Here is an 18978-nt window from a genome sequence, read left to right as displayed (position 1 = left end):
TTGCGTGTGCTTCAGCGCCCTCATTCGGCCGCGAGAAGCGCCTTGTCTTCGACTTCGGTAGACGGCAAAATCAGGCCTGAAAGTGCGCCGGTCGGCTCCCCGTCAACAAATGTGACCTCTCCGTTGACCAGGATGAAGCGATAGCCCGAGGTCGGGAAATAGCGACGCCAATCGCCTTCCGGCTGATCGAACCGCATTTCATAGCTGGAGGCACTCACATCCATGGCCGCAAGGTCATAGATGACGATATCTGCTGCATAGCCTTCCATGATTGCGCCACGCCCGCTCAGCCCCATCACGCGGGCCGGCTGCCACGCAAACCGATAGTGGAGATCTTCAAGCGAAATAAATTTACCGTCACGGCCAAGCGTGACCAGCAATTCCGTCGCCCAATGCCCGCCGGAATAGAATTTGGAATGCGCGCCGCCATCTGAGCTACCGGCCATTACCAATGGGTCGGCTATCAATTCGGCCGCCTCAACGACGTTGCCACCGGAATTGACAGCTGTTTGAAAATCGGCCCAGCCGCCGGTTTCCAGGCTGATGTCGAACATAACGTCCAGAGGATCTTGCCCGCGCATTTCGGCGATTTCTCCGACAGTCTTGCCAACGAGTGGCGCCAGTTCCTCAGAATCCTTGGCCACCGTTAGAGTCAATTCCTCTACCGGCCCGCTGCCTGTCATCAGACGCGACGTGTCGTAGCGCTCTTTCATCAATGCGCGATGGGCTGGGTCAGCGATCTTCGCCAGCTTCTCTTCCAGCGTCGGCAGCTTGGAAATATCCCGCCATTCTTCGATCGCATCATTGAGATTGAAGTCGATCAGGTTGAACTCGCTCCACGAGCGCTGGACAAAGGACTGCACGAAGATCTCGCGTCCCTGGTCCACCTGCCCATGCGCCCAATCGAGGAGAGGTTGATAGCATTTCTCAATGACAGCAGTGCTGAGTGCGACATTCAGAATCACCGGCCGGCCTGAAGCCACCTGCATTTCCGCGGCCAGTTCCTTGTCGTCGAAAATTCCGGGCACGTGCGACAGGATCTGGATGGTACCCGCGTCGATGGTCTTGAGCGCGCTCGCCAGTTCGACGGCGTCTTCCCGCGACATCGTATCGGTCGGCATCGGGCTGCCATCATAATCGGTATGGCCATTATTGTCCTGCAGATAGGACAGAGCGATACCGGCCGCGCCGGCCTCCATGCCCTCAACGATCAATTCTTTCATCCGGGCCAGTTCGGTGTCCGTAGCGGGGCGCGTTTTCGCAGCATCCAGACCCATGACATAAATCATGAGCGGATTGAGCGGCACATACATCATGAAGTTGACGCCCTTGGGCAGCGTGCGGAGATGGTCCATGAATTCCGGGAAGGATTCCCAGGTCCAGGGCATGGCCGCCTTCATCTGCTCATAAGGAACCTGCTCGGTGTTCTCCATCATGAGCATCGCCCGATGTTGGTCCTCGGGCTTGCACGGCGCAAAGCCAAAGCCGCAGTTACCGGCGACGACCGTCGTGACGCCATTTTCACCCGAATTGGAGCAATAGGGATCCCAATGGATCTGGGCGTCATAATGGGTGTGGCAATCGATGTAACCCGGCGCGACAATCAGGCCGGCGGCGTCAACCACCTGCTTGGCGTCGGCGTCCGCAAGCCCCCCGATTTTGGTGATGATCCCGTTCTTGATACCGATATCGGCTGTGTAACGGGGAAAGGTGGTGCCATCGATGATGGTGCCTGACTTGATAATGATATCGTACATTTTTGCCTCACAATTCGATTTTGCTGATTTCGATGATCCTGTTTCAGAGGTTGTAGTCGACAAACGTCGAAGCGCCGCGATCAACCGCCAAGTATGGGGTGTCGTCCTGCTCTGGCATCCGCGATCCTCGAGCAGGATTTATGCAGTGAACGGAATCGCAAAAGCCCGTTTTTCCGCCGAATTCGATTTCTGAAATCGTGTCGACGAGAAAGCTGTTGTTGGCAGCAAACTGCGTCACATAGCCCTGGACTCCGCGATGCGGAATTTTGAGAATTTCTCCGGAAGCGAGCGTGACATGCGTCATGCCGCCGATAGCGGTCAGCCCATCCGCATCGATGGTGACCATGACCCGCAGGTCGGCGATGTCCTCGTCGACGCCATTGCGTACCACATAGCCTGCAACCGTACGCCCCTGGGCCGTGTCGCACACAAAGGTTGCCAGGCTCAGTTCTTCGCCCACCGTACCGCTGAACATCCGGAAGCGGTGATAGTCGAACCCTGAAAAATCGCGGAAGCCCCAGGAACGGTCACGATGCGCAAGAGCATCGATGTCGTAGCTTTTTCCGGCGATTTCAACTCGCCCGCGCAAACGGCCGGAGCATTCGAGATGACCGCCGGGGTTCATCGCCTCCATGAAGGATTCTTCATGGCCGGTTTTTGACCAGCCGCGCGGTGTGTGAAAGCTTTGGTAGAATTCAAGGTCACCGGTACAACCGCCTTCGTTCCAGCGGTAGCGCATACGCCCGTCACCAAGCGAATCAGCGCGATGCGAATCGACCTGATGCCCATCTTCCCAGCGGTCATCCGCCGAGATTGGCCTGTCGTTTACGAATCCATCATTAAGCGTAAAACGGCCGCCATCTCTGGCGAAGGCGAACAATGTGACCTGACCGGCTCCGATATTGGGCTTTTGCCCGATCCGTTGGTAACCGCCAACGCCAGCCTCGGCGTCGTAAAACCAATAGCAGTCGCTTTCCTGCCAATCATCGTCTTGCCCCGGTTGGTGGATACGATCCCAGCTCGCCTCATAAGACATAGACTTCAACTCTCCCAAGCATGTTGTGTCCTCACCGTCTGTCCGCCCTTGATAGGCTTTTCCGAAACGGCAGGAGCATTTGCATTTCAAGAGAACCGCATTTCCGATTCCCTCTCTAAGGTCTCTAGATCATGTTACACTTAAAGGTCAATGTAAAATTCAAATTTAGAGCTCCATGCGGCCGGGAGATTTGCAACCGATGGTTCAATCCGCCGCAGCGGGCGGGTCTCTTGAAGATATGTGTTTCCGCGAATTTGCGGTCTGGCAGATGTGCTTTATACAGTCTATACGAGGCCAATCGGGGCAATTGGTCGGCTCTTCGCATGGCCATTGCAAAATTCTCATATCTGGATTTAGGTAGAAAAATTGGGTAGCAACAAAAATCCAATCACTCCTTCGCAAGTTATCGCTGCGGCAACCAAATGCATGTACCGTTTCGGTGTGGCGAAGACATCGATGATCGATGTCGCCAAAGAATTGGGCGTATCGCGACAGACGATTCATCGGGTGTTCGATACGCGCAGCGATTTGCTCACAGCTATTTCGGACGACCGTTCCGATCTGCTTGCGAAAAAGCTGGCTGATGCGTTCGCTACCTTTGACTCGTTCGAAGAAGCGCTGATTGAAGGCTCCATGCTTTCCCTGCGGGCCGCCAAAAATGACCCGATTTTGCTGCAAATCCAGGAAAGAGCGGATCACGCTCAGGACAAGTTTATGTTTCGCGGCTCTCCCAAATTGCAGCAGGTCATGCTCGACCTTTGGGCACCATTGATCGACAATGCCCGAGCGGAAGGAGTCTTGCGCGAGGGAATTTCGACCGAGTGGGCGGTGGAATGGATCAGGAATGTCCATGCAATGGCAACCATGCGTGACGATTATAATGATGAGCGAATGCGCAAAATGCTGAAAGACTTTCTCCTTCCGTCACTTTTGACGCGATAGCAGGTTCCGGGGTGGCGTGGATGTTTTGGAACGCCGCGCCTCTTTCCGTTGCACGCCTTGATCGACCGCTTGCGGTCGGTCGATGGCACTGGCCTCGCACCCGACAGATCTGCCGATAGGCAAGATGCCCCAATTGCTGTGAGCGTCGCTTTCCGCATCTGGTTGAACGCACTCGTTCCCCTGGTGTGAGAACATGACGGTCAGGCCGTGCGCTTCTGACGAGTAAAAAATTTGTCTTGACGATTACCATCAAACGTATCATGACCGTCCGCGATCGACCGTCGCTGGGCGCAAAACGCGCCGTCGCGACATGACCAGCAACGCGAGCATAGATTCGCAAAAAACAGATCACTCTGGGAGGAGAGGAAAAATGAAATTACGTCACACTTATAAGGCCGGTACGGTCATTGCATCGCTGTGCCTGGGGTTGCCCGGCATGGCCATGGCGCAGACCATCGAGGACACCACTGCCAACGATACGGATGCCAGATTAACCGACGAAGACTCTGTCATCGTTGTGACGGCAACAAAGCGCAGCCAGGACATCCAGGAGATTCCTGCCTCTATTTCGTCCATAGGAGGCGATAAGCTCGAAGCGCGTGGGCTTACCAGTATTGAGGATATTGCGAACGCCGTTCCCAATCTCAACTTCGGCGACCATATCGGGACCACACTTATCACCATTCGTGGGGTCGGATCGACCGTCGATTCCGGCGTTACCGAGCCCACTGTTGCGACCTATGTTGACGGCGCTTTGATGCCACGGTCCACCATGTCCCTCCTCAAAGCTATCGATCTGGAACGGGTTGAGGTGCTGCGCGGACCGCAGGGTACGTTATACGGACGCAACGCGACCGGTGGCGCCATCAACTTTGTGTCCAGCGCCCCGACCACCTATTTCAGCGGCGAAGTCAATCTTTCAACGGGTAGCCGGAACGCTTTTGCAGCCAGTGGCTTCCTGTCCGGCCCGATTGCCGAGGGTGTGTATTTTCGGGTCAGCGGCGGCCATGAAGAGCAAGACGGCTATGTGCGCCTTCTGCCAAGCGGCAAAGCCATCGGCAATGAAAACACCGATTATGTTCGCGGTGCGCTGCGGCTCGAACCGTCAAGCACGGCGACTATCGATCTTGCGGTGCGCTACGAAAAAGCCACTGGCGTCAATGGATACCAGCAGTTGCTGTCGCCGACGGCACTGGTCCCTGCAGCCATTCAGACGACCGAACCCAATGTCTACTATGCCAACTCGCCTTTCGGCCAGAGCACTGAGACCCTGGTTGCAACGGGTACCGTTAATTGGGAATTTGCCGACAATATCACGCTCCGCACCATTACCAGCTATGTTGATCATACGAGCATCGTGTTCGGCGATTCGGACGGGACGGGCGCCAGTATTGTCGATCTTGCTCCGTTTCTTGATCCGGCCCTGCAGGCGGCGCTGCCCGCTTCGACGCCTGACCATTTCAGGAATCTTCCCGGCTTTTACCGGCCTTCCGAATCTTTCGCTCAGGAGATCAATTTGATCGGCGAAACCGGGCCGGTAGAGTGGATCGCGGGTGCCTACTATTTTCACGAAGATTTCGAGATCGCATTGCCGGTCATCATTTTTGGCGTAGCACCGCTGGCCCAGGCGGTGAGCGAGCGAACCAATTCCTACGCTCTGTTCGGAGACGCGACGATATCTTTGACCAACTCCCTGAGGCTTAATTTGGGGCTGCGTTACAACCACGAGAGCAAGGACTTCAAGGGCAACCTGTTTGCTGATACCACTGCTCTGGGTGGAGGACCGGTCGCTCTGGGCAATGTGCCAAGCGAGATGAAATCCGATAGGCTGCTCCCGAAAGTCGGCGTTCAATATGACTTCAGCGATGATGTTCACAGCTATGTGCAATGGCAGCGGGGATATAAGTCCGGCGGACAGAATCTGCAGTTCTTGCCGCAATTCGGCCCGGAACAGATTGATGCATTCGAGGCCGGGTTGAAAACCCGGTTCGCCGACCGGCGGGTCACCGCCAACTTCGCGGCATTCTATTATGATTATAACGGTCTTCAAATGACCACCCTGATACCGCCGACAACCACGGCCGTGCGCAACGCCGATGCTCGTGTTTACGGACTTGAAGCCGAGTTTGGTGTTGACGTGATGGAAAATCTGAACCTGAGCGGGGCGGTAACCTACCTCAACGCCCGGTTCCAGAATTTCTCGGACTTCGATGCGGCAAGAGGCGGACTCGCGGTCGATCTGGACGGAAGCGCATTGCCCCATGCTCCGGATTTCACGGCGCAGGCTGCAGCAGAATATAAAATACCGCTCGGCGATGGGTTTTTCTCGGATCTGACTCTGCGTGGCGACATTTTCCACAGCAGCTCAGTCGTTCTGCGATATTTCGGTCGGCCTAGTGACACCCAGTCGGCCTATACGATCGCCAATGCTTCGGCGACACTCTCGATGATGGACAAGCGAGCAAGCCTGCGCTTCTTCGTCAACAATGTTGGAGACAAGGTGTATCTTCAAAACATCACCTATGCCGGCCAGCTTCCCGAAGCCTATCTCGGCAATTACTCGAAGCCGAGAGAATGGGGCCTTTCCCTGTCGTACCGCTTTTAGCGATAGACTTCCGACTTAACGTTAGACGCCGCGCCAATAGCCCAAAGGTGCGGCGTCACCCAATTTGATGGAGATTTTAGTAAAATGGAGGCCAATGCAGTCAGTTCGCTTCGACAAACAATCCTCGACAACCGGGCGGCCATGCCAGCCGAACGGGTTGCAGCAATGTTGCAGCATTTCAGCGGCGCAGCCGATGTCACTGTCCTGGATATGCGGGCCCCATCCTCGGGCGGATTTTCCAGCGGTGCCCAGTTTATCGACGCATCGTTCGACGGCGGCGAGCCGGAAAGCCTCTTTTTGAAATTTCATGGCGACGCTCCGGTAACCTCATTTCATATTTACAACCTGGCTGGGCAGTTTGCGGTCCAGAAGGTTATGTTTGATGCAGGATTGCCTGTTCCGGAGCCGCTGTATCTGGATGCTGACGGCACCTTTCTGGGTTGTTCCGGATATGTGATGAGGCAAACAGGCGGGGAAGCCGGAAGCGCCAAAGCATGGTGCGACGGAGCGCTCGCAACGGCTAGCCCCGATGACCGCGATCAAATGCTAGCGGATGCGATCCGTCAGTTGGTGGCCATCCATGCCCTCGACAAGGATGATCCAAAACTTGCATTTCTGTATGAAGTGGCCAGCGGCGAAGATTCGATTGAACGGGAAATTAACTGGGCCCTCGACCTAGCACAATATCACGGTCTGGAAGACCATCGCGTTGCGTCGGCCGCGGAAGCGTTGCTGTCTCGCCGGCCGGCTGGCCATGTCGACGTCGTCAATCATGGCGACTTCAAATTTGACAATTTGATGTTCACTGACGCCAAGGTTTCGGCGATCATTGATTTCGAGATGACTAATGTAGCGCCGCGCGAGATGGATCTGGCCTATCTTCTGTTTGTGACGCGCTCCGTCTCGCCGCCAGACCAGCCTAATCCGGGCTGGTTCCCCGATGTGTCACAGCTCATCGCAATGTATGAAGACGCGGGCGGCGAGAAAATCAGGGATTTCGAATATTATCAGGATCTGGCCGCATTTAAATTTTCGGTCATGATGGTTGCCTTCGTGCCACGCCTCGGCCTGTTGGAGAGCGCACCCCGCATGCTCGACGATTATTGGCACGAACTTGAGCGTATAAGCAGTCTGGGCGCTGCGACTGCGGGATAGGGCGCTGGCATTGTCACACTAATCCGGGGAGATGCCCCATCAAGGTGGTTCCATCGGTTAAGTCTGATGTCCGGCAGTAGGGTCGATGAAAATTTCTAAATATTTGCAACGGGTTGGGGAGAAGTATTTTGGGTCGATATGATGGCAAGACAGTTTTTGTCGCAGGAGCTTCGAGTGGTATCAATCTTGCCATTGCGCGAGAATTCGGGCTCGAGGGAGCCAGAGTTTCAATTGTTAGCAGGAGCGCGGAGAAAATCGCTTCTGCTGCTGCTGATCTTCGCGCCGAGGGCGTGGACGTTGTTGGCTATGATTGCGACGTTCGCGACCACGCACGGCTCGAGGAGGTCTTCGCAGAGGCGCACAAGCGCTTCGGGCCGATCGATGTGCTCGTTTCCGGTGCCGCAGGAAACTTCCTTGCGCCCGCCTTCAAAATGAGCGCCAATGCTTTCAAGACGGTCGTCGACATCGATCTGCTGGGCACATTCAATGTCTTTCACGCAAGTTTTGAGCATTTGCGGAAGCCGGGCGCCGCCCTCATTGCCATCACGGCCGGGCAGGCGGTCCATCCCATGGCATTTCAAGTCCACGCGTGTGCCGCAAAAGCTGGGGTCAATATGGTTGTGAAATGTCTGGCCCTCGAATGGGGGCCAGCCGGCATCCGCGTCAATGGAATCTCGCCCGGACCGATTGCGGACACGGAGGGGATGATACGGCTCGCGGCTGATCCCGAGGCAGAAGCACGACTGAAAAACAAGCTCGCTTTGCGGGACTATGGGACCAAGGATGATGTTGCGAAGGCGGCACTATATCTTGCCAGCGAGGACGCGCATTACGTGACAGGAACCATCCTCAATGTGGATGGAGGCAATGATCTCGGCGATGCGAGCGCCAATTGCCTCCCTTGAGGTGGAGCGGCTGCTCGCTATGCAAAACCTGAGGCTTCAACGGCAATAAAATGATCCCTGCTAGAGGGCATAGCGCTCGTTTGAACATCCTTGGCTGCGCGTTCTGCACGGGATTCGCAATTTCTCTGTTTTGACCGCATCTTCGTACCCCCGGTCACGCCGATGATCGTAAAACAATCGGATGTTATATAACCGGCTTCGGTTTGTTGAATGCTGACCGGAGGGTAACGCTGAGGCGTTGGATCAAGCGCCGCAGTCAAACTTGATGCGCGCAGTCCAGGCGAATTGCTGTCTGGTAAGCTATTTCGATAGAAAGGGCTTAACCGCGTTGATCGATCAATGAAGTCGACCGTTCTAGAACACCGTTCCAACGGTTATTTCAAAACGGCGCTACCGAAATAACCCACTAAAAGGTGGTGAGCCCTGCTGGGTTCGAACCAGCGACCTACTGATTAAAAGTTGGTCTAAGTATTTGAGCAAGCTGAAGCAATTTGGCGCAAGTCGTTGCATGGGTCGCAGGATCCCGCGATCCACAGCTATGCAGATCGGTACAGGCCAACGCATTCCGAAGCAGTTGAGCGCATGTTTCTGGGACCCAGCTGGGACCCACATTTGGATTGATTAAGATACGTGAGGCCCAAAAATCTAGATTCTGGATCGGCGCACTTGAAGCATGACTGTAGCGTGCCTTCCGGTTCCAACAACCGGCGGGTCATATACATCTCGAGACCCTTGATCACGTAATTGGAAGCGTCAGCATTGCGCGCAATTTCGGTCATTGTAGACTTTTCTTCCGCGGCTCAAAAGCAGACAAGATTTTGACAGAGCGGGCACGGCGGTTTTGGGACAGCGCGATTTGTCTATTGTCGAATGACCAGCCCGGTAACCCGCCGATCGCACAAGGTGAAATGGCCCGAGTCGCAGAGCTATATCGGCTGAACGGCGGTTTTGCGACCTGGAAGCTGCCGTTCATTCAGGCGCACCGGAATGGCCGCCACGCGTCCCAATGTCAGCCGGAGGTGGTCCTGTCACCAGGTCGCAGAGACATCCTTTTGATTGAAACAAGGTAAAAGCTTGTGGATCATGCAAGTTCATGCGTCTTATGGTTGTCAGCAATGAAGCGGTTGCATGCCCATGTTATCAAAGGATGAGGAAAAGTGGGTGAATTTTCACCGGGATTACCGGCCGGCTTTGATTGCATTTTTTCTGCGCCGCACATGCAACTATGCCGAAGCCGAAGATCTCGCGCAGGAAGTGTTTGTCCGCATTGCCAGCAAAGATCATGCTGCCATGCGACAAACTGACGCTTACATATTTCAGGTCGCCGCCAACCTGTTGCGAGATCGCAGCAGGCGGGCGCAGGTGCGCACAGACTACGCAGCGCGTCTTCGCCTGTCAGATGAATTCGGTATAGACCCGCTCGATCCGCATCGGATCACTGCGGGGCGGCAATCACTAGCGTTGCTGACATCGGCTCTGGCGGAGCTACCGGATCGGACGCGGCAGATCTTCATGCTGTTTCGGTATGAACAGATCGACCAGCGCACGATTGCCGAAAGTTTTGGAATCAGCGTGAGTGCGGTGGAGAAACACGTTCATCGCGCAATGGCAAATCTTATCAAAGCGCTAGGAGACGAAGTGTGAAATTGGTCCAGGCCCTAGATCACAAGGCGACTATAGAGGAGCAGGCCAGTATCTGGTGCACCCGCTTGGCTTCCGGTCACTTGGCGCCTGCCGAACAGGCGGAATTCGATGAATGGATATCGGCGCACGACGCGCATGGCGAAATATTCGACCGGGCTCAAATCGCCTGGAGGGGATTGTCGGCCATTGCAGATAGCCCCGAGATCATAGCCCAGCGTGCGGATGCGCTGGAGGCATTGCGCCGTGCCAATCGCAGACGATGGACGCACAAGATTCGAATAAATTGGCAACTCGCTGCGGCGCTCGCGGCGAGTGTTGTGATGGCGGCCTTCACCGTATTCCTGTGGACAAACTTCCCGATGAGTCCCGACGCGGAGCCAGAGGTATTTGCGACCAATGTCGGTGAACAGCAGATGATCACCCTTACCGACGGCTCCCGCTTGACGCTGGATGCAGCAACAAAGGTGACCGTCCTGTATGAGGACGACCAGCGTGTGTTGACGCTGCAAAAGGGGCGGGCAAAATTCGACGTAGCAAAGAACGCGAAACGTCCTTTTTCTGTAACTGCAGGCGGACGCACGACGGTGGCGACCGGAACGTCATTCAGTGTCGAACTGCTCAGGAGAGACCTGCAAGTCGTGCTCTTCGAAGGCCAGGTGAAGGTTTCCAGGGCTGGCAGTCCTTCATCTCGCCAATCCTTCACGCTCGGCCCGGGAGAGAAACTGGTCACCAACATTTCCCCTTCGGCCGTTCCAAGAATCGAACAAGCAGACATTGCGGGCGCGCAAGCATGGGAAACTGGTCAGTTGGTCTTCATCGACGAGCCGCTGGCATCGGCCTTGGTGCAGGTCAATCGTTACAGCCGGACAAAAATCGAGACCGGCGATGCTCGAGCATCTGAGGTCAAGGTTAGCGGAGTTTTTAACGCCGGCGATAGCCGTGCATTTCTTGATGCAATTACTGAGGCTTACGCTTTGAAAATCACCTCTGATTCCGGCCGCGTGATGATCGAGACAAAAAATACTTTAAGTTTGAAGTGAGGGTTGCCGCATTTCCTGCGTCTTAGTTAACGTCACCTCGGTGACTGATAACAAAAAGGGGGAGATGATATGACAGGCGCACGCAATTTATTCATGATAGGGACGGCGATCGCTGCAATTGCTTCGCCGCTGGCAGCCAGCGCACAAGCGCAGACCTATCAACTAGACATTCCTTCGCAGTCGCTGGACAGCGCTTTGCGGGCATTCGCCCAGACGACCCGGCAGCAGATTGTTTTCGACATGAACGTCGTCAGAGGGCGTACCAGCCCTGCGCTGCGCGGCAGATATACCGTGATCGATGCTATTTCCACTCTGCTAGCCAATTCCGGTCTGGAGGCTTCGCCGGGAAACTCGGGGGTGTATATTGTCAGGCGAAAGGTGGCAGGTTTTAGTGCTCGCAATGTGGCTGCACAGCCGTCGGCTGCCGATAGAAGCGCCGGGCAGACTGGACAAACTCGACAGACCTCACCTGTCAGCAACGCCGAGCCGCGCGCGGAAATCGTGGTCACGGCTCGGCGCAAGGATGAGTTGCTGACGAGCGTACCAGCATCAATCACCGCCTACTCGTCGGAATTTCTGGAAACCCAGAACATCCGGAGTTTCGCTGACTATGCGACCAAGTTACCCAATGTGACGTTCCAGTACGGGCAGGGCTCCGATTTTTCCGCAGCTGGTTTCAGTGGTGGCAGAATCACCACGATCCGCGGTGTCGCCGGCGCGAATACGACGGCCTATTACCTGAACGATACGCCGATCCCGGCCTCAGTCAGTCCGCAAACGCTCGGGCTTGACCGGATCGAGGTGCTGAAAGGGCCGCAAGGCACATTGTTCGGGGCAAGCTCGATGGGCGGTAACCTGCGTTTCATCACGCGCAAGCCTTCTCTGACCAATAACAGCTTCACGACCGAGATGCAGATCGGCAAAACCAAATCGGCCGGCACGGATTACGGTGTCAATGCCCTTGGCGGGCTTGTGCTGATCCCGGATGTGATGGCTCTGGATGTCTCTCTTGGCTACACGCGCGAGTCGGGATTCTTGAAGCGCCGGTTCCCCGATCCTTCGACTGCTGGTGCGTTCATCACCAAGGATGATGAAGGACGAAACGAAACCTTCGCCGGGTCGCTTGCGCTCCGCACTCGTCTCAGCGACAGCCTTGAAGTTACATTGAATGCGGTGGGGCAATCGGGCAAGCTCAACGGCTACCCTGCAGCCTATGTGCCGCTGCCCGGCTACGAACCGAAGTCCTACATTCTGGATCGCGATCGTGATATTCAGGAACATTCAAACGACCGTTGGGGTCTGGGCTCGGTCGTGATCGATTACGATGGCGGGGGCTATTCTATCGTATCGTCGACCAGCTATTTTTCACGGCGCGTCGATGAACTGGAAGACACCACCGAAGGCACTAACCGGTTCCTGATCGACTTCTTCGATCTCGATCTGAACAATGCTGCCTTTCCCATGCACGTAGTCGTCAAGGATAAACGCTTCACTCACGAAACACGGCTGTCCTTCGATGAGGGAAAGCTCGTTCCGAACCTGTCCGGCATATTCGGGGTATTCCACCAGGAAGACGACCTGACCTTCATTATGGACGGCCTTGACGTTCCCGAGCTCGCGGCAGAGGGTTTCGATCCCTCCTATCTCGCGGATTTCACCTTTCCGCAGCATGAGAACAACACGGCCGTTTTCGGCGAACTCTACTATGAAATCGTGCCCAAGCTGATCCTCACGGCTGGCCTACGGCAGTACTGGATCAAGCAGAAGGCCGACGCGTTCCCGGGAACAGGCTTTTTCAGTGGCCCTGACGGTGATTTTACTCCGGCATCGAGCAACAGCCAGTCAGGTCTGGTCCCCAAGTTCGTCGCATCCTATGAGATTGGAGACGCAGGCAATATATACGCATCGGTCTCGAAGGGCTTTCGTGTAGGTGGCACCCAGCCAGCGTTCACGGATGACTTCTGCGATCCAGAACTGGCCGCGCTGGGCCTGACAAGAGGGGACATCGGCTCCTACCAGCCCGATAGTTTGTGGAGTTATGAGCTGGGCGCCAAGAGCCGGGTGGCAGATGGTCGGGTCAATGTCTCTGGCGCGATATTCCAGATCGACTGGTCCAGCATGCAGCAGTCGGTTTTCCTGCCTGAATGTAGTACTGGCTTCGTCACCAATGCTGGCAAGGCACGCATTCGCGGTGGAGAGCTGGAGGTGTCCGGTCGACCGTTGGCAGATGTTCCGCTGACAGTGCAGTTGGGCCTGGGCTATACAAATGGCAAACTGGTCGACCCGGGTTTCCTGCCGCAAGCGCCGAACTCGCGGCTCGCGCAGGTACCACGGTTCACCGGAACCGTCTCCGCATATTATCGTACGCCGGTCAGCGAAAATATCAATCTGTTCGCCGCCGCGGACTATTCCTATACAGGCTCCGTCAAAGTGGCGAATAACGAAGGCGGCTTCCTCACTCGTCAACCGTTCAACATCGTGAACGCGAATATCGGATTGGGTTTCGATAACTCCGAATTGCTGATCTACGGCAAGAACCTTTTGGATAAGCGTCTGAACTTTGGTGACATCTACGCCAATGGGTTCGAACGTACGGAAATGGCCGCGGGCGGCGGCGTGCAGCGCCTGCCACGCGGCGCCGTCAGCCGTCCCCGCCAGATCGGCCTCCAGTATCGGCTAACTTTTTGACTCCCCACCATGAATGTAAGGAGACCTTCATTGCTGAAACTGTCCAAAATCTGGAAGCCAGCCTTTGCCCTGGCGATCATCGCAGCGGCGGCACCTGCCCTTGCCCACCACTCTTTTGCCATGTTCAACAGAAACAAGGAGAGAACCGTCACCGGGGTGGTCGGTAAGTTCGCCTGGACAAACCCACATGTCATGATTGACGTGAAAGTGCAGGATAAGCGAGGCAAGTCCAAGCATTACCGGATCGAGAGCGCCAGCATTAACATTCTGATGCGAGAGGGCTGGAAGGTCGGTGCCGTCAAGAGCGGCGACAAGGTAACCGTGGTGTTCAACCCCCTCAAGGATGGTCGCCCGGGCGGGTTGCTCGTCAAGCTCGTGCGCGCCGATGGAACCGTACTCAAGGGATAGGCGATCGAAAAGGACTGAACCATGAAGGAAAGCCGATCATTGCGTCGAAACTGGGGGGTCAGCGGATTGCTGGCTTTACTCTGCGTCGTTCAGGCGACGTCCGCTGTGCAAGCCGAAGAGGCGGTCGCGAAGCCGGACATCAGCGGCACCTGGGAGCGTTACCCCGAGGATTGGGCGGGACCCGATCCCGATAATCCGATCCCCCCCAATGGCCCGTTCAAGCTGAATGAACCCTATGCAAAGGCGTATGACGACCTGCAGAAACGCAAAGCTGCGGCCAATCTTGCCGGCACCCCGCTTGCCAATGCCAGCACGCGCTGCTTGCCGGAAGGCATGCCGACGATCATGGAGGCAATCTATCCGATCCAGATCGTGCAGACCGAGGGTCAGGTTATCGTGCTCGCGGAGTTTCTGACCCAGACGCGGCGTATCTGGCTGGACGACAGCATGCCGCCCGCCGATGAGATTTCGCCATCCTATTACGGTCACTCGGTGGGGCAGTGGGTAGACGACACGCTGGTGGTCGAAACCGTAGGCATCCAACCGGACGTCACCTATTACGGCATTCCCCACACGCCTGACCTCCGACTGACCGAGCGCATTCGAAAGACGGACTCCGACACGCTCGAAGATCATGTGACGATCGATGATCCGACGATATTCGCGGAACCCTATTCCTTCACTCTGACCTATAAGAAATCGGATTATCGGATCAGCGAATATATATGTGAAAACAACCAGATAGAAGTCGACGAAGAGGGCGGCTCGCATCTTAATCTGGGGCCAACGGGAGATTAAGATGACGAAAAGAGGAATACGGCAGGGCAGTCTGGCGATTGCAATTACGGTGTCTGCCCTGTGCTTGTCCGGCAGCGCGGTGGCCGAGGTGCCGGCGAAACCGAATGTCCTGCCCGTCCCGTCTTCGGGGAAGGCTCCGCTCTCTTCGGCTGATCGTGAAGGGACGGAATATATCGACCTAACCAAGGCGGGATATCTGGAAGAAGAATATTATCTCTCCGGTATCGCGCCTGCAATTACCGCCAAGGGCGAAACGCTCTTCGACGCGCCTTACATCACGCGCGTTCTGGTGCGAAAGCCGAAGGATCCGGCCCGCTTCAACGGGACGGTCATCATCGAGCCGTTTACGTGGTTCGGCGAACGCGGCGCGGGCTGGATACTGACCCGGGATTATCTTGTGCGCCAAGGCTATGCCTATGTCGGTTACACGCTGAACATCAACAAGCCGGAACAGGATCCGAAGTTCCTGCCGACCGACTTGCCAAAAGATATCGCGCGTTATGCGCCAATCGTGAACTTCGAATTCATGCGCGACTTCGATTATGCGCGCTATGCTCCGCTTGGTTTCTATTTCGACCCTGAACGCTTCAAGCGCGGCGATGTCGTCGATCCCTTCGTGCCGCAGTCCCAGGGCGTCGGTGCGCAGCTGGCCATGCTGCTCAAGTCGAATGACGCTGACGGCCCGATGGCCGGTCTGGATGTTGATCGCGTCTATGTGAACAGCTGGGCGGTGACCGCGCAAGTATGGATGGACTATCTCGACCAGGGGCGCCACCAGCAATGGCGAATGCAGGACGGCAGCGCGTTGATTGATGCCTACATGACTGGCCGCATGTCCTATGGCGAAGTTGGAGGAGAGGTGATCCGGGTACCGCGCCATATGCCCGATGACGCGCCATTCGTGACAATCTTCACGCAGTCGGAACTTAGATATAATGCCGTCAATGCAATTCCGGTGCCCCCCGATACCGATCACCCTCCGCTGCGTTATTATGAAGTACCCGGGACGCCGCATCTGCGCCCGGAGGATGTCGGTACCGGCGAGATCGAACCCATGCCAGCCGATGTCGGCAAGCAAGACGATCCACGGTGTAACACGCTCTACGACGAGCCGGTCGAAGTCGTTGCCTCTGCCCTGCTGGACGGGATGGATAAATGGGTGCGTAACGGGACGCCGATGCCGAAATCGCCGCGCGTCAAGCGTAACGGGAATGATATTGCGCGCGACGCGGCAACAGGCAACGCAATCGGTGGTGTGCGTCTTCCCTGGATCGAGGCACCTTCCGCCATCTATATGGTCGAGGAGGAAACGAACTGCGGGTTGGCGTACGACACCAAGATGCCCTATTCGGCCGAGCGGCTCCGCAAAATCTACGGCAGCTACGCGAACTACCGCAAGAAGTATGAGGCCGCGAAAGCGGAGACCGTCAACCAGGGGTATCTGCTCTCGGAGGATGCCGCACGGCTGCACCCCGTTGCCGAGCCAGAGGATTTTTAGCGCCAATCGTGAATGAAATGAAGGGACGGCTAATCGAGCATCGCTACAATGCGGACCCACACAGCATCGGCCAGATTGATTCCCACCGGGAAGCAGATGATTTCCTTAAAATCACTCGCGGCTTAAAAATGGCGCGGGAAGCAGTGGTTGCGCCAAACGTCCGCCATCGGGTCGCCTACGAGCCGACAGTCCGAAACCGGCCCATTTGTTGACGTAATCGCTTTGGAAAGCGCCGCCCAAATGCGAACTGACCAGGGCCAGTCGAGAATTGGCGGCTATTGTATAATCCTTATCGAATTAATGATTGGAAATTGCTTGGCTGTAGGCCGGAGAATGCCAAGCCCTGTGCTATGAATGACAGCGATGATTCATTGAGACGTGTGAACGCTTCGATTGAAATTTATCATGTCGATACAAAAGCGTCATGAACGAGTAGGCATCAATTTGCCATTGAGTTGTCAGAGCTAATTCAAGAGCCAAAAGACCTATGGCCTCAGGTATCGCCCGATGGACGGTGGAGTCCTGAATTTGACAAACGTGCAAAGAAGATTATTCGAAAAATCAAACGCAGTGCTCCCTATAGTGGCGATATGATTTCAATCTTGCGACGCCATCGTTCAAAAGAGCATGAATGGATAGATCAATTGCCTGACGCTACGTAATTTGTTTAGGACAGTACTTAGCAGTCTAAAGTTTTATCCGATACCCCAACGCATTTCGCGCTTTACGCACCATCCATAACTCATTGAAATAATGGTGAGCCCTGCTGGGTTCGAACCAGCGACCTACTGATTAAAAGTTTTTTTAAGCCGATATTTTGATATCCCACATATTCCCTAAACGTCTGAAATAATTAGATAATAGAAAAATAATGTTCTTGATATGTTCCAGCCAATCCCATAGTATCCTCTCGAAACGCTACCCGGGTAGCACGTTTTTAAGAGGCCAAAATGCCAAATCAAATAAAGCTTACTGATGCTAAATTAAAAGCGGTGAAAACACCATTGCGAGGACGAGTGGAGCTCGCAGATAGTGATTGTGTTGGGTTGAGATTTGTAAAAGGATCGACAGGTAAATGTCGTTGGATTGTTCGAAAACGGGTTGCTGGAAAGTTCAGAAAGATCACTCTGGGAGACTATCCCGGGATTGGTCTGGCTAAGGCTAGGCAGAAAGCGCTCCAGGCTTGTGCTGACATTGAGAGCGGCCGGAAGCTGGCGAAGCCTGATAAACGATCGAACAAAACGGTTTCCGCACTGTGGAGTACTTACGATCAGCAGCGCGTTGAGAACAAGCGATCTGCAAAAGAAATACGGCGCATATTCAAAAAGTACGTTTTACCGGAGCTTGGCGGTCGTCCGGTGGACGCCATAACGCGCACGGATGTTACTCGGTTAATTGATGGCATCGCTTATGGCGAGCGTTCTGCGCCGGTAATGGCCCGGCTTGTTGCTGCGCAAATGTCAGTGTTTTTCAATTGGGTTTTACCACGAGTAGAAACTCTAGCGTACAACCCAGTAACAGCAGCAAGCAGACCACCAGCACCGAAACCTCGTGATAGGGTTTTGTCGAATGAAGAATTGAAAAGCCTTTGGAAGGCTGTTGAAAATCAGCCGTTTCCTTGGCAGCATAGTTTGAAACTCATGCTGTTCACCGCTGCACGGCGAAGCGAAGTATTTGGAGCTGAACGTGCGGAGTTTGATTTAGAAGAAAAAGTCTGGAACTTACCTGCGTCGAGCGCAAAAAATAACAACGCTGTTATCATTCCACTTTCCGAAGAAGCTTGCCGTGTCGTTTCAGGTTGCCTGGTTACTGATGGTAGCAGCAAGCTGTTTCCTTCTGCGACAAATCCAAAAACTAGTGCATCAGGTATATCCAAATTGTTGCGACGGTTGAGGGCCGACGTTCAATCTGACTTGCAACGTCCCGTTCTGCATTGGACATTACATGACATCCGGCGGACTGTTGCTACAAACCTGCAGCGGCTGGGAGTAAGGTTGGAAGTGACTGAGGCAATTCTCAATCACGTTAGCGGTTCTCAGGCTGGTATCGTCAAAGTTTACCAACGATATAACTGGATGAATGAAAAACGCGAGGCGTTGCAACTTTGGTCTGATGATCTTGTTCGTATCTGTGACTGCAGCCGACAATAGGTTATTTTGTTTCACCAACCCAATCAACCGCAATGGAGTCAACTCCAGTTTTCACACCCTCAACCAATACCATGTGATTATCTTCGGGAACTTCATTGTCTTGAAAATCCAGTTTCCAAACGCTTTTATCATCACATTGCAGGACATATCGGCGGTCCCCTTTGATGAGTTTGCCAGTCAGCCGAAGGCGGTTTGAGTTTGAATGGTTCATGATCAAGTGTCGCGCGACAATCTAGGTGAAAAAGCGCCGTCAATCAGGATAAGAACTCACCTTTGAGGATGTTGCCTGCGGGCGTAGCCCGCAGGCAACATCCTCAAAGGTGACGGCGCGATCTTTAGGGACCGCGCCGTC

General features: G+C 54.9%; 14 protein-coding genes. 11 read left to right on the top strand and 3 right to left on the bottom strand.

Annotated features, from left to right (window positions below; genetic code table 11):
* Window positions 1–20: 20 nt before the first annotated feature.
* Complete coding sequence (locus ACN0WW_RS13700) at window positions 21–1757, bottom strand: N-acyl-D-amino-acid deacylase family protein (protein ID WP_417613427.1); 1737 nt, start codon at window positions 1755–1757, stop codon at window positions 21–23.
* 43 nt (window positions 1758–1800) lie between these two features.
* Window positions 1801–2793, bottom strand: coding sequence for a hypothetical protein (locus ACN0WW_RS13695; protein ID WP_417613426.1), 993 nt, complete (start codon window positions 2791–2793; stop codon window positions 1801–1803).
* A 366-nt stretch (window positions 2794–3159) separates the two neighbouring features.
* On the opposite strand from ACN0WW_RS13695, the gene ACN0WW_RS13690 reads away from it, so the two are divergent.
* From ACN0WW_RS13690 to ACN0WW_RS13640, 11 genes are all read left to right on the top strand, one after another.
* Window positions 3160–3735 carry a TetR/AcrR family transcriptional regulator gene (locus tag ACN0WW_RS13690; RefSeq protein ID WP_417613425.1) on the top strand — a complete coding sequence of 192 codons (576 nt, stop codon included), beginning with the start codon at window positions 3160–3162 and terminating at the stop codon, window positions 3733–3735.
* A 370-nt stretch (window positions 3736–4105) separates the two neighbouring features.
* Window positions 4106–6340: a TonB-dependent receptor gene (locus ACN0WW_RS13685; protein ID WP_417613424.1), complete on the top strand. Its 2235-nt coding sequence runs from the start codon at window positions 4106–4108 to the stop codon at window positions 6338–6340.
* Window positions 6341–6424: 84 nt separating this feature from the next.
* Window positions 6425–7495 carry a phosphotransferase family protein gene (locus ACN0WW_RS13680; RefSeq protein WP_417613423.1) on the top strand — a complete coding sequence of 357 codons (1071 nt, stop codon included), beginning with the start codon at window positions 6425–6427 and terminating at the stop codon, window positions 7493–7495.
* 128 nt (window positions 7496–7623) lie between these two features.
* Complete coding sequence (locus tag ACN0WW_RS13675) at window positions 7624–8400, top strand: SDR family oxidoreductase (protein WP_417613422.1); 777 nt, start codon at window positions 7624–7626, stop codon at window positions 8398–8400.
* 1128 nt (window positions 8401–9528) lie between these two features.
* Window positions 9529–10044, top strand: a complete 516-nt coding sequence (locus tag ACN0WW_RS13670) for an RNA polymerase sigma factor (protein ID WP_417613421.1) — start codon at window positions 9529–9531, stop codon at window positions 10042–10044.
* On the top strand, window positions 10041–11084 hold the full coding sequence (locus tag ACN0WW_RS13665; RefSeq protein WP_417613420.1) for a FecR family protein: 1044 nt from the start codon (window positions 10041–10043) through the stop codon (window positions 11082–11084). Before ACN0WW_RS13670 ends, ACN0WW_RS13665 begins: the two co-directional genes overlap by 4 nt.
* Before the next feature lie 69 nt (window positions 11085–11153).
* Complete coding sequence (locus ACN0WW_RS13660; RefSeq protein ID WP_417613419.1) at window positions 11154–13772, top strand: TonB-dependent receptor domain-containing protein; 2619 nt, start codon at window positions 11154–11156, stop codon at window positions 13770–13772.
* Window positions 13773–13802: 30 nt separating this feature from the next.
* The gene (locus tag ACN0WW_RS13655) at window positions 13803–14180 is read left to right on the top strand and encodes a DUF6152 family protein (RefSeq protein ID WP_417613418.1); all 378 of its coding nucleotides are present in this window, start codon (window positions 13803–13805) and stop codon (window positions 14178–14180) included.
* Between the two features lie 21 nt (window positions 14181–14201).
* Window positions 14202–14978 (top strand): hypothetical protein, encoded by a 777-nt coding sequence (locus tag ACN0WW_RS13650; RefSeq protein WP_417613417.1) that lies wholly within the window; start codon window positions 14202–14204, stop codon window positions 14976–14978.
* Window position 14979: 1 nt separating this feature from the next.
* Window positions 14980–16476 (top strand): alpha/beta hydrolase domain-containing protein, encoded by a 1497-nt coding sequence (locus ACN0WW_RS13645; protein WP_417613416.1) that lies wholly within the window; start codon window positions 14980–14982, stop codon window positions 16474–16476.
* 950 nt (window positions 16477–17426) lie between these two features.
* The gene (locus tag ACN0WW_RS13640; protein ID WP_089132013.1) at window positions 17427–18626 is read left to right on the top strand and encodes a tyrosine-type recombinase/integrase; all 1200 of its coding nucleotides are present in this window, start codon (window positions 17427–17429) and stop codon (window positions 18624–18626) included.
* A gap of 1 nt (window position 18627) precedes the next feature.
* Here ACN0WW_RS13640 and ACN0WW_RS13635 read toward each other — a convergent pair whose 3' ends face one another.
* A complete protein-coding gene (locus ACN0WW_RS13635; RefSeq protein WP_145955434.1) occupies window positions 18628–18837 on the bottom strand; it encodes a DUF5818 domain-containing protein in 210 nt (69 codons plus the stop codon).
* Window positions 18838–18978 lie beyond the last annotated feature (141 nt).

This window comes from Parasphingorhabdus sp. (genome assembly GCF_048269865.1).
GTDB lineage: Bacteria > Pseudomonadota > Alphaproteobacteria > Sphingomonadales > Sphingomonadaceae > Parasphingorhabdus.
Note: the sequence above shows the minus strand (reverse complement) of the source record. Positions and strands in the feature narration are given on the sequence as shown.